Genomic DNA, 12,369 nt, shown 5'->3' with positions numbered 1-12,369 from the left:
AGCGCGACCTCCTCAAAAGGATCTGCGATGTATCATCTCACCGCCCTCGTCACGCTGCTGGCGATCGCATTCTACATGTTCACCTGCATCAACGTCTCGCGCGCGCGCACCAAGACCGGTGTCAAGGTGCCGGCAATGTCGGGCCACCCGGATTTCGAGCGCGCCTTCCGCATCCAGGCGAACACGCTGGAATGGATGCCGGTCTTCCTGCCGGCGCTCTGGCTGTTCGCGATCTATATCGGCGACGCCATTGCGGCGGGAATCGGCGCGGTCTGGATCATCGGCCGCATCGTCTACTTCATCGGTTATTCGCAGGCCGCGGCAAAGCGCGGCCCGGGCTTTGCGATCCAGGGCATCGCGGCGATTGCGCTGTGGGCGGGGGCATTGGGGGCGGTGGTGTTGCGGATGGTGTGAGGCGCGGCATCACGCGCGCCCGTCTCCAGGGCGCGGTGCAGCGTGCAACACTGCGCCGCTGAACCGGGACCCAATCTGGTCTCGCCCCATGGAGAAATGTGGGTCCCGGCTCTGCGCAGCAGCGTTTCACGCTGCAGCGCGTCCGGGACACGAGAGCCTTACTTCGTCAGCGGGCAGCCGCTGTCCTTGGCGGCGAAGAACGCCTTGTCGCCGGGGACGGTTGCGAGCAGCTTGTAATAATCCCACGGCTTCTTCGATTCCGACGGCTTCTTGACCTCGAACAGATACATGTCGTGGACCATGCGGCCGTTCTCGAGCACCTTGCCGCCCTGCGCAAAGTCGTCGTCGACCGGCAGCTCCTTCAGCTTCTTGGCGACCGCGTCGGGGTCCTTGGTGCCGGCGGCCTTGACCGCCTTGAGATAGCTCAGCGTCGCCGAATAGGTGCCGGCCTGGATCATGTTCGGCATCCGGCTGGTGCGCTTGAAGAAGCGTTCGCCGAAATGGCGGGTGCGGTCGTTGAGGTCCCAGTAATAGCCCTCGGTCAGCACCAGACCTTGCGCGGCCTGCAGACCGAGGCCATTCACCTCGGCGAGCGTCATCAGGAGGCCGGCAAGCTTCTGGCCGCCGGAGACGATGCCGAACTCGGCCGCCTGCTTGATCGAGTTGGTGGTGTCGAGGCCGGCATTGGCGAGGCCGACGATCTTCGCCTTCGAGCTCTGCGCCTGGAGCAGGAAGGAGGAGAAGTCCGACGAGTTGAGCGGCACGCGGACCGAGCCGGCCACCTTGCCGCCATTGGCGGTGACGATCTCGCTGGTGTCCTTTTCCAGCGCATAGCCGAAGGCATAGTCGGCCGTGAGGAAGAACCAGGTGTCGCCGCCCGCTTTCGTCAGCGCGCCGCCAGTGCCGACGCCGAGCGCACGGGTGTCATAGGCCCAGTGGAAGCCGTAGGGCTGGCAGGCATCGCCGGTGAGGCGCGAGGTCGCGGCGCCGACGACGATGTCGATCTTCTTCTTTTCCTTGGAGAGCTCGTGGATCGCGAGCGCGACCGAGGAGGTCGTCAGCTCCGTGATCATGTCCACATTCTCGACGTCGTACCAGCGCCGCGCGATCGACGTGGCGAGATCCGGCTTGTTCTGGTGATCGGCGGTGACCATCTCGATCTTCTGGCCAAGCACCTCGCCGCCGAAATCCTCGATCGCCATCTTGGCGGCTTCGACCGAGTATTTGCCGCCGTAGTCGGCATAGACGCCGGACTGATCGTTGAGAATGCCGATCTTGACGCCTTGGGCGGAGGCCGGCGCAGCGAGTAACAGAGCAGACGTTGCGACAGCGGCCAAAAGTGCTGATTTCATATGTTGGCTCCCAGCAGTTTTCTGTTTTGAAATCGCGCGGATACTAGTGAAGAACCCCGCGCCTGCCCATCCATTTCATGTTGGTCGTTAGTATGGGCGCCAGCTACAAAATTGGTGTCGCCCCGGACAAGCGCAGCGCAGATCCGGGGCCCATAACCACAGGGAGGATTTGGGTAAGCCCGTGGCCGCCACCGACAACTAGGGGGCCACCACCTCCGGCTTCTTCCCCTCGTTCCGCCCTTCCGCCAGGTTCCGCACCACCACATAGAAGATCGGGGTGAACAGCAGGCCGAACAGGGTGACGCCGATCATGCCGAAGAACACGGCAACGCCGACCGCCTGCCGCATCTCCGAGCCGGAGCCGGACGATATCACCAGCGGCAGCACGCCGAGGATGAAGGCGAAGGAGGTCATCAGGATCGGCCGCAGGCGCAGGCGGCAGGCATCGATCACCGCCTCCAGCCGCGGCTTGCCTTCCTTCTCGATGTCGCGTGCGAACTCGACGATCAGGATCGCGTTCTTTGCAGCTAACCCCACCAGAACGACGAATCCGATCTGGGTGAGGATGTTGACGTCCTGCCCCATGATGCGCACGCCGATCGTGGCGGCCAACAGGCACATCGGCACGATCAGGATCACCGCGAACGGCAGCGTCCAGCTGCCATATTGCGCGGCGAGCACGAGATAGACGAACAGCACGCAGATCGGGAACACGAGCAGGCCCGCATTGCCGCCGGTGACCTGCTGATAGGACAGATCGGTCCATTCGAAGGTGAAGCCGCTGGGCAAGATGTCGTCCGCGAGCTTCTTGATGGTGTTGAGCGCGGTGGTCGAGCTGGTGCCCGGCGCCGGCTCGCCTTGGAGCTCGGACGCAGCATAGAGATTGTAGCGCGCGACGCGGTCGGGGCCGGAGACGTCCTTGAACTCGACCACGCTGCCGAGCATCACCATGTCGCCGGAGGCGTTGCGCGTGCGCAGGCGCGAGAGGTCGCTGGGCTCTTTTCGAAACGGGAAGTCAGCCTGCGCGGTGACGTGATAGGTGCGGCCGAACAGGTTGAAGTCGTTGACGTAGGTCGATCCGAAGTAGGTCTGGATCGTGTCGTTGATGCTGGCGATGGGCACGCCGAGCTTCTGCGCCTTGGTGCGGTCGATGTCGACGAAGAGCTGCGGCGTGTTGGCCGAGAACGGGGAGAACACCGTGGGGCCGAGCAGCAACGGCGATTTGCGCGCCGCGGCGACAAGCTCATCGGTGGCCGCGGCGAGCAGCTCAGGTCCTCGGCCCTGGCGGTCCTGGACGCGGATGGTGAAGCCGCCGCCGGTGCCGATGCCGGGCACGGCCGGCGGCGGAATCACGATGATGAAGGCGCCCTGGATTGCGGCCAGGCGCTTGCGCAGTTCGACCGTGATGGCGTTCGCAGACAATCCCTTCTTCATCCGCGCCTCGGGCTCGTCGAACACCGGGAACAGCGCCGCAGCATTGCCCGCCTGCGTGCGGGTGGCGCCCGAGAAGCCGGCGAAGGCGGCGACGCGGACGATGCCGGGCGTGTCCAGCGAGATCCGCTCGATCTCGCGCACGACTTCGGTGGTGCGCGCCAGCGACGCCGCGCCCGGCAATTGCACGGAGATGATGACGTAGCCGCGATCCTGCGCGGGAATGAAGCCCTGCGGCGTGGTCGCGATCAGCCAGCCGGCGCTGCYGATCAGCACGACATAGATCAGGATCATCACCACGGAGTGACGGATGACGAAATTGGCGAGACCGGCATAGCCGTGCGAGAGCCGGTCGAACACGCGGTTGAACACGCCAGTGAACGCATTCCAGCCACGCGCGAGGAGATTCCAGGCGGCAGGCGGTCGCTTCTCTGCGTGCGGTGTGAGGATCATCGAAGCCAGCGCCGGCGACAGCGTCAGCGAGCAGAAGCAGGAGATCGCGGTCGCCACCGCGATGGTGACGGCGAATTGCTGGAAGAACTGCCCGGAGATGCCGCCAATGAATGCGGTCGGCACGAACACGGCGCAGAGCACCAGCGCGATCGAGACCAGCGCGCCGCCGACCTCCTCCATGGTCTTCAGCGCCGCATCGCGCCGACTTAAGCCGTGCTCGAGATGGCGCTCCACATTCTCCACCACCACGATGGCGTCGTCGACCACGATGCCAACCGCAAGCACGAGGCCGAACAAAGTGAGGTTGTTGATGGAGAAGCCGAGCGCCGCCATCACCGCGAAGGTGCCGACCAGCGAGACAGGGATCGCGATGATCGGAATGATCGCGGGCCGCCAGCCTTGCAGGAACACCAGCACCACGATGACCACGAGCAGCATGGCCTCGTAGATGGTCTTGATCAGCTCGTGGACGGACTGCGCGATAAACTCGGTCGGGTTGTAGCCGATATTGTAGTCGAGGCCTTTCGGAAAGCTCTCCTTGAGCTTCACCATGGTGTCGGAGATATTCTTTGCCGTCGCAAGCGCGTTCGATCCCGGCCGCTGCGTCACCAGCATGGCAACCGCCGACTTGCGCAACAGGAAGCTGTTGGTTGAGTACGCGAGAGCACCAAGCTCGATGCGGGCGACGTCGCGCAGCCGCACCGTGCGGCCGTCGGAGCCGGCCTTGATCAGGATGTCCTCGAACTGCTTCTGGTCCTTCAGGCGCCCGGTGAAAACGAGGTTTGGCTGGAAGGCGCGGTCGCCGATCGGCGGTTCGGCGATCTGGCCGCCCGCGATCTGGACGTTCTGGGCACGGATCGCGGCCAGCACCTCGGTCGAGGTCAGGCCGAGATTGGCGATACGATCAGGATCGAGCCAGAGCCGCATCGAATAGTCGCGTGCGCCGAAGATCTGGATGTCGCCGACGCCGTCGATCCGCAGCAGCTGGTCACGGACCTGGAGCAGCGCGTAATTGGAGATGTAGAGCTGGTCGAAGGTGTCGTCCGGCGACAGCATGAACACGACCATCAGGATGTCGGGCGAGTTCTTGCGCGTGACGACGCCGTTGCGCTGCACTTCGTCCGGCAGTTGCGGCTGTGCGATCGCGACGCGGTTCTGCACCAGCACCTGCGCCTTGTCGAGGTCAGTCCCGAGCTTGAAGGTGACGGTGATCGTCAATTGCCCGTTCGAGGTCGCCTGGCTGTAGAGATACAGCATGTCCTCGACGCCATTGATCTGCTGCTCGATGGGAGCTGCGACGGTGTCGGACACGGTCTGCGCCGAGGCGCCCGGATATTGCGTGGTGACAACGACGGTCGGCGGCACCACTTGCGGATATTCGGAGACCGGCAGCGTCGTATAGGCGAGCGCGCCGACGATCAGCAGCACGATCGACAGCACCATCGCCAGGATGGGCTGGTTGATGGAGAGACGGCCAAGGTTCATGACTTGTCACCGGGCTTGGCCGGCGCTGGCGCAGGAGACGGAGCGACCTTGGCGCCGACGCGGGCGCGCTGGATGCCGTTGACGATGACGCGGTCCTCCGCCTTCAGTCCCTCGCGGATCACGCGCAGGCCCTCATCGAGCGGACCGAGCACCACGGGGCGCGCCTCGACGGTGTCGTCCGGCTTCACGACGAACACGATCTTGCGGGACTGGTCGGTTGCGACGGCAACGTCGGGAATCAGCAGCGCCTCATAGGGCGCGCTGCCGATCAGGCGGACGCGGCCGAACTGGCCCGGCAGGATCGAGAGATCGGTGTTCTTGATCACGGCGCGGCTGCGCAGCGTGCCGGTGGAGACATCGAGGCGGTTGTCGAGGAAGTTGATGGTGCCCTCATGCGACGGCTTGGTCTCGCCGGCGAGCGTCACCTGCACTGGGTTCGCGGTGTCGCGCGAGCTCGGGCGCCGGCCTTCGAACCACAGCTTGCTGTATTTGATGAAGGTCGCCTCATCCATGTCGAAATAGACGTAGATCGGGTCGAGCGCGACGATCGAGGTCAGCAGCGTCGAGGTGCCGGTATCGCTGCCCTGCACGAGATTGCCGGGGCTGACGAGATGGCGGCTGACGCGGCCGGTGAGCGGCGCGGTCACATGGGTGAACTCGATATTGAGCCGGGCGGCCTTCAGCGCACCTGCGGCCTGCGTCTCCGCGGCATGCGCCGCCTGCAAGGCCTGGCGACGCTGGTCGACGGCCTGCTCGGAGACCGCGCTGGTCTGGACCAGGTTCAGGCCACGGTCGAGCTCGCGCTTGGCAAGCTCCACCTTGGCACGCGCGTCGGACAACTGGCCGTCCGCCTGCTCGGCCACCGCCTCGAACGGGCGCGGGTCGATGACATAGAGCAGGTCGCCCTGATGCACGATCGCGCCGTCCTGGAACTCGACGGAGTTGACGAAGCCGCCGACACGGGGGCGCACCTGCACCTCCTCGACCGCCTCGAAGCGGCCGGTGAACTCATCCCAATCGGTGACGGTGCGCTTGACGGGCTGGGCGACGGTCACCGGCGGCGGCGGTGGGGCGGCGGCCTGCGAGGCCGGTTGTCCGCAACCAGTGAGAGCGAACGTCGCGGCGAGGAGCCCGGCAATTGCGCAAAGTCGAGGTAGGACGAAATCGTGCGTTTTGACAAAATGCTCGTTTCGGTCCGGTCCGCTCATCCCAAGTCCCTCGCACATTTGCCGCAGCAAAAGCAGCGTACTCGCCTACCCGCGGGCGACACAAGATGGGTTTCAATGATGAAATCTTCAAGACGAAAGCGCGYGCAACGCTTGGGCGGATGCCCTAGCCGGATGACGGGTTGACAGCGAGAGAGATGATGACAAGCGGCAGCTGATGCGCGTCGGCGGAAGGTCAGCAATCAAGACGCGGCGCTCGCCACCCTCCCCTGGAGGCGGAGGGTAAGAAAGTCGCCAGCGTCTTCGCACATGACGGACACCGTCCGCTCGGCTAGATTGCTCCCAGAAAAACAAAGCCGAATTGTCCTGGGAGGACAGGCGTGCACCAGGGACGTGTCGTTTACGGCGCGATCGAGGAGGTCGTGTTCGGCCATCCCGCGGCCGAGGCCGTCGTTGCGCAGATGGACCGGCTGGGGACGCGCCGCGCCTTCCTGATGGTCTCGGGCACGCTGAACCGTCAGACCGACGAAATCGCGAAGATCAAACAGGCGCTCGGCGCGCGTTGCGCCGGCCTGTTCGACGCCATGCCGGCGCACACTCCGCGCGAGGCGGTGATCGCCGCCACCAATGCCGCACGCGAAGTGAACGCCGACCTGATCGTAACCGTGGGCGGCGGCTCGATCACCGACGGTGCCAAGGCGGTGCAGCTCTGCCTTGCCAACGGCATTGACGATATCGACGGCATCGAGCGCATCCGCGTCCACAAGGGCGTCGCGCCGGAAATAACGGCGCCGAGCGTGCGCCAGATCAGCGTTCCGACCACGATCGCCGGCGGCGAATTCAGCGCGATCGCCGGCGTCACCGACCGTGTCACGCATGTGAAGCAGATGCTGCGGCATCCGCTCACGGTGCCGCGCGCGACCATCCTCGATCCCGCCATCACCGTGCACACGCCGGAATGGCTGTTTCTCTCCACCGGCATCCGCGCCGTCGACCATTGCGTCGAGGCGATCTGCTCGCGCGAGACGCACCCTTATGCCGATGCGCAGTCGGTGAAGGGGCTGGCCATGCTCGCCGACGCGCTGCCGCGGGTGAAGGCCGACCCTGCCGACCTCGACGCCCRCATGGATGCGCAGATCGGCACCTGGCTGTCGATGGGCGCGCTCGCCGCCGGCGTGCCGATGGGCGCGAGCCATGGCATTGGCTATGTGCTGGGTGCGGCCTTCGACGTGCCGCACGGCTACACCTCCTGCATCATGCTCCCTGCGGTGATGCGCTGGAATGCGCGCGACAATTCCGAGCGCCAGACGATCGTCGCCGCCGCGATGGGTTTTCCCGGCCACAACGCCGGCGACGTGCTCGACGCCTTCATCCGCTCGCTCGGCATGCCGCGCAGCCTCGCCGACGTCCGCGTCTCGCCTGAGCATTTCGACGCCATCGCCGAACAGGCGATGCGCACCAACTGGATCCCGCGCAACCCGCGCAAGATCGGCGGCCCCGCCGACATTCGCGAAATCCTGCTTCTCGCCGCATAATTTCAAGCCGGAGGACTGATGTATCCAGGTCAGCATGCTCGTCTACGCCCGCTCCAGCCCGCCTTCATCATGGCTGCAACCGGCGAGGCCGTCACCTATCGCGAGCTCGATGCGCGCAGCAACCGCCTGGCGCATCTGTTCCGCGAGCACGGCTTGAAGCGGCTCGACCATTATTCGATCTTCATGGAGAACAATTCGCGCTACCTCGAAGCCTGCGGCGCGGGCGAGCGCTCCGGGCTGTACTACACCTGCATCAACTCGTTCCTGACGCCGGGCGAGCTCGCCTATCTCCTCGTCAACAGCCAGTCGAAAATCCTGATCACGTCCGTTGCGAAACTCGACATCGCCCGCGAGGCGATCAAGGCCTGTCCGGCCATCAAGCTCTGCATCGTCGCCGACGGCCCCGGCGAGAGCGACCGTATCGTCGGCCTCGCCGAGGTGACCGCCGACCTGCCCGAGGCTCCGATCGCCGATGAATGGCTCGGCACCGCCATGCTCTATTCATCCGGCACGACCGGACGGCCGAAAGGCATCCTGCGCCCGCTGCCGGAGGAACCGCCGAAGCACAATCTGCCGCTGTTCGATTTCCTGACAAAGCTTTGGCGCTATCGCGAGGGCATGGTCTATCTCTCGCCTGCCCCGCTCTATCACTCCGCGCCGCAAGCCGCGGTGAACCTCACGATCCGCATGGGCGGCACCGTGATCATCAAGGAGACGTTCGATCCCGAACGTTATCTCCAGCTCGTCCAGCAATGGGGTATCACCCACACCCAGCTGGTGCCGACGATGTTCTCGCGCTTGCTGAAGCTGCCGGAGGAGGTGCGCGGCCGCTACGACCTGTCGTCGCTCGAGATCGCGATCCACGCCGCAGCGCCCTGCCCGGCACTGGTCAAGGACGACATCATCAAATGGTGGGGGCCGATCATCCACGAATATTACGGCGCGACCGAAGGCCTCGGCTTCACCGCCTGCAACAGCGAGGAATGGCTTAGCCACCGCGGCACCGTCGGCAAGGTGCTGCTCGGCGACCTCCACATTCTCGACGAGAACATGAGGGCGTGCCCGACCGGGACGCCGGGCCAGGTCTGGTTCAAGACGGCCTCGGCGTTCGAATATTTCAACGACCCCGAGAAGACCAGGGAGGCGCGCTCGGCCGACGGCAGCATGAGCACGGTCGGCGACGTCGGCTATGTCGACGAGGATCGTTTCCTCTATTTGACCGACCGCGCGACCTTCATGATCGTCTCCGGCGGGGTGAACATCTATCCGCAGGAATGCGAGAACCTGCTGATCACCCATCCGAAGGTCGCCGATGCCGCGGTGTTCGGCGTGCCCAATCCCGATCTCGGCGAAGAGGTGAAGGCGGTGGTGCAGCTGATGCCCGGCATCGTGCCGGGCGAGGCGCTCGCCGAAGAACTGATCGCCTTCTGCGGCCAGTCGCTGTCGCGGCAGAAGGTGCCGCGCTCGGTCGATTTCGAGAAGGAACTGCCGCGGCTGCCGACGGGCAAGCTGTACAAGCGGCTGCTGCGGGACCGCTATTGGGGGAACAAGACGTCACGGATCGTGTGAGCCCCACTGTCGTCCCGGGGCGCGACGAAGCCGCGAACCCGGGACCAATAACCACCGGCAGGAGTCGTCACGCGAGCAGGTAACTCCGAGTCTTCATCAAACGACTTCCTGTGGCTATGGATCCCGGATCTGCGCTTCGCTTGTCCGGGACGACGGCGGAGTTTGTTGAGGCAGCTGCCCGCAACATCTGCACAGGAACCATCCCTTCGCACCTGCACTCTCACATGAAGAGAGTGTGAACGCCTGCGGCCTTCCGTCATCCGAATTGTCGAGGCGGCGAGCGGCCTTGCCGGTTGCCTCGTTGCACGCGCGTCGCTATCGTCTGACAAACAGGCCGCAAAGGCCCAAAAGACTAATGTCCAGGGAGGATGAGCATGCGGAGCGTGTGGGCGCTCGCCGCAGTGGCGGTGCTATCTGTGCTGACGGCCTCGACGACCGCGCTCGCCGGCGGGCCCAAGCAGGGCGGAATCCTGCGGATGTACCACCGCGACAGCCCCGGCAATGCCTCGATCCATGAAGGCGCGACCTATTCGCTCAATGTTCCCTTCATGCCTGTGTTCAACAACCTCGTCATCTACAAGCAGGACGAGGCGCAGAACAGGATGGACAACATCATTCCGGAACTCGCCGAGAGCTGGGCCTGGGTCAACGACAACAAGACGCTGACCTTCAAGCTGCGCCCGGGCGTGAAATGGCATGACGGCAAGCCGTTCACCTCCGCGGACGTCAAATGCACCTTCGACATGCTGATGGGCAAGTCGCAGCAGAAGTTCCGGCAGAATCCGCGCAAGACCTGGTACGAGCAGGTCAACGACGTCTCCACCAACGGCGACCTCGAAGTTTCCTTCAACTTGAAGCGGCCGCAGCCGTCGCTGCTGGCCCTGCTCGCCTCGGGCTACACGCCGGTCTATCCCTGTCACGTCTCGCCCGGCGACATGCGCACGCACCCGATCGGCACCGGCCCCTTCAAATTCGTCGAGTTCAAGGCCAATGAATCGATCAAGCTGACCCGCAATCCCGACTATTGGCGCGAGGGGCGGCCCTATCTCGACGGCATCGAGTTCACCATCATCCCGAACCGTTCGACCGCGATCCTCGCCTTCGTCGCCGGCAAGTTCGACATGGCGTTCCCGACTGAAGTGAGCATTCCGCTGCTGAAGGACGTCAAATCGCAGGCGCCGAAAGCGGTCTGCGTGGTCGAGCCCAACAATGTCGCCACCAACATCATCGTCAATTCGTCCTCGCCGCCGTTCGACAATATCGACATCCGCCGCGCCATGGCGCTGTCGCTCGACCGCAAGGCGTTCATCTCGATCATGTTCGAGGGCCAGGGCGATGTCGGCGGCACCATGCTGCCGCCGCCGAACGGGCTGTGGGGCATGCCGAAGGAGATGCTCGAGACCATTCCCGGCTATGGCCCCGATGTGAACGCCAACCGCGAGGAAGCCAGGAAGCTGATGCAGAAGGCCGGCTACGGGCCGGACAAGCATCTCGCCGTCAAGGTCTCGACCCGCAACATCCCGGTCTACCGCGATCCCGCGGTGATCCTGATCGACCAGCTCAAGAGCATCTATATCGACGGCGAGCTCGACGTGGTCGAGACCGCGAACTGGTTCCCGAAGATCGCACGCAAGGACTACATGCTCGGGCTCAATTTGACCGGCAACGCCGTCGACGATCCCGACCAGTCGTTCTACGAGAACTATTCCTGCGGCTCCGAGCGCAACTACACCAATTACTGCAACAAGGAGATCGAAAAGCTGTTCGACGTGCAGTCGCAGGAGACCGACGTCAACAAGCGCAAGAAGCTGGTGTGGGACATCGACAAGAAGCTGCAGGAGGACGTCGCCCGCCCGATCATCTTCCACGCGCGCACCGGCTCCTGCTGGCAGCCCTATGTCAAGGGCGTAACGGTGATGTCGAACAGCTCCTATAATGGGTATCGCTACGAGGACGTCTGGATGGACAAGTAGCGCAGGCGGCTGACGGTTTCGACAGGAGGCGATGCATGTTTGCCTATCTGGTGCGGCGCCTGTTCCTGATGCTCGTGACCCTGTTCGGGATCTCGGTCGTCATCTTCTTCCTGCTGCGCATCGTGCCCGGCAACATCGTCGAGATCCTGTTCGCCGCGGCGGGCTACGTCGACCCCGCCGACAAGGCCAATCTGGAGAAGGAGCTCGGCATCGACCAGCCGCTGGTCGTGCAGTATTGGCACTGGATCAGCGGCTTTCTGCGCGGCGATTTCGGCTACTCCTATGTTTCCGAGAAGCCCGCGCTTCAGGAGATTTTGCCGCGGATCCCAATCACCGCGCGGCTCGCCGGGCTGGCGCTGTTGTTTTCGGCGTCGATCGGCATTCCGCTCGGCGTCATCAGCGCGGTGAAGCAGGGCACACGGCTCGATTACGCGTTGCGCGTCGTCAGCCTCAGCGGCTTGTCGCTGCCCTCGTTCTGGCTTGGCCTGCTGATCCTCACGGCGTCGGTGGCGATGTTCAACCAGATGCCGATCTTCAATCCCAACCCGCAGACCTGGCTCGAGGCGTTCGCGACCTACGCCGTGCCGGCGGCCGCCGTCGGCTTCCGCAGCGCCGCGCTGACCATGCGCATCACGCGATCCTCGATGCTGGAGGTGCTGCGGCAGGACTATATCCGCACCGCGCGCGCCAAGGGCGCCTCCGACGCCGCCGTCAACTATAAGCATGCGCTGAAGAACGCGATCCTGCCCGTCATCACCGTGATCGGCATCGAGGCCGCGTTCCTGATCGGCGGCCTGATCGTGACCGAGACCGTATTCAACATCCCCGGCGTCGCGCGCTTCCTGGTCGAGGCGATCCGCTGGCGCGACTATCCGATCGTGCAGAACCTCGTGATGCTGATCGCGGTCGTGGTGGTGAGCGCGAACTTCATCGTCGACATGCTCTATGCCGTGTTCGACCCGCGTATCCGGTATACGGATTAGGAGATCAG

Annotated in this window: 8 protein-coding genes; 5 read left to right on the top strand and 3 right to left on the bottom strand. The window is 64.3% G+C overall.

Annotated elements, in window-relative coordinates; translation table 11 throughout:
• Positions 1-27 precede the first annotated feature (27 nt).
• Positions 28-414 carry an MAPEG family protein gene (locus tag AB4Z51_RS28820; RefSeq protein WP_063979972.1) on the top strand — a complete coding sequence of 129 codons (387 nt, stop codon included), beginning with the start codon at positions 28-30 and terminating at the stop codon, positions 412-414.
• A gap of 158 nt (positions 415-572) precedes the next feature.
• Here AB4Z51_RS28820 and AB4Z51_RS28815 read toward each other — a convergent pair whose 3' ends face one another.
• From AB4Z51_RS28815 to AB4Z51_RS28805, 3 genes are all read right to left on the bottom strand, one after another.
• Positions 573-1,766, bottom strand: coding sequence for an ABC transporter substrate-binding protein (locus AB4Z51_RS28815; RefSeq protein WP_071909074.1), 1,194 nt, complete (start codon positions 1,764-1,766; stop codon positions 573-575).
• Between the two features lie 198 nt (positions 1,767-1,964).
• On the bottom strand, positions 1,965-5,135 hold the full coding sequence (locus tag AB4Z51_RS28810; RefSeq protein ID WP_441498475.1) for an efflux RND transporter permease subunit: 3,171 nt from the start codon (positions 5,133-5,135) through the stop codon (positions 1,965-1,967).
• Complete coding sequence (locus AB4Z51_RS28805) at positions 5,132-6,343, bottom strand: efflux RND transporter periplasmic adaptor subunit (protein ID WP_354118986.1); 1,212 nt, start codon at positions 6,341-6,343, stop codon at positions 5,132-5,134. The genes AB4Z51_RS28810 and AB4Z51_RS28805 overlap by 4 nt, the downstream gene beginning before the upstream one ends.
• Positions 6,344-6,681: 338 nt before the next feature.
• Between AB4Z51_RS28805 and AB4Z51_RS28800 the strand changes: the two genes are divergently transcribed.
• The 4 genes from AB4Z51_RS28800 (at position 6,682) to AB4Z51_RS28785 (ending at position 12,361) form a co-directional block, all read left to right on the top strand.
• On the top strand, positions 6,682-7,836 hold the full coding sequence (locus AB4Z51_RS28800; RefSeq protein ID WP_441498474.1) for an iron-containing alcohol dehydrogenase: 1,155 nt from the start codon (positions 6,682-6,684) through the stop codon (positions 7,834-7,836).
• 18 nt (positions 7,837-7,854) lie between these two features.
• On the top strand, positions 7,855-9,405 hold the full coding sequence (locus tag AB4Z51_RS28795) for an AMP-binding protein (RefSeq protein ID WP_441498473.1): 1,551 nt from the start codon (positions 7,855-7,857) through the stop codon (positions 9,403-9,405).
• Between the two features lie 374 nt (positions 9,406-9,779).
• The gene (locus tag AB4Z51_RS28790) at positions 9,780-11,378 is read left to right on the top strand and encodes an ABC transporter substrate-binding protein (RefSeq protein WP_441498472.1); all 1,599 of its coding nucleotides are present in this window, start codon (positions 9,780-9,782) and stop codon (positions 11,376-11,378) included.
• Positions 11,379-11,413: 35 nt separating this feature from the next.
• Complete coding sequence (locus tag AB4Z51_RS28785) at positions 11,414-12,361, top strand: ABC transporter permease (RefSeq protein WP_441498471.1); 948 nt, start codon at positions 11,414-11,416, stop codon at positions 12,359-12,361.
• Positions 12,362-12,369: the final 8 nt, after the last annotated feature.

Origin of the sequence: Bradyrhizobium sp. 2TAF36, from assembly GCF_052114925.1 — a bacterium.
Lineage (GTDB): Bacteria > Pseudomonadota > Alphaproteobacteria > Rhizobiales > Xanthobacteraceae > Bradyrhizobium > Bradyrhizobium barranii.
The sequence above is the reverse complement of the archived record's forward strand: the minus strand, read 5'-3'. Positions and strand labels throughout refer to the sequence as shown.

Coding starts and splice junctions, on each gene's coding strand:
- AB4Z51_RS28815 (WP_071909074.1), bottom strand. CDS start 1,766: ATGAAATCAGCACTTTTGGCCGCTGTCGCAACGTCTGCTCTGTTACTC.
- AB4Z51_RS28795 (WP_441498473.1), top strand. CDS start 7,855: ATGTATCCAGGTCAGCATGCTCGTCTACGCCCGCTCCAGCCCGCCTTC.
- AB4Z51_RS28805 (WP_354118986.1), bottom strand. CDS start 6,343: ATGAGCGGACCGGACCGAAACGAGCATTTTGTCAAAACGCACGATTTC.
- AB4Z51_RS28790 (WP_441498472.1), top strand. CDS start 9,780: ATGCGGAGCGTGTGGGCGCTCGCCGCAGTGGCGGTGCTATCTGTGCTG.
- AB4Z51_RS28820 (WP_063979972.1), top strand. CDS start 28: ATGTATCATCTCACCGCCCTCGTCACGCTGCTGGCGATCGCATTCTAC.
- AB4Z51_RS28785 (WP_441498471.1), top strand. CDS start 11,414: ATGTTTGCCTATCTGGTGCGGCGCCTGTTCCTGATGCTCGTGACCCTG.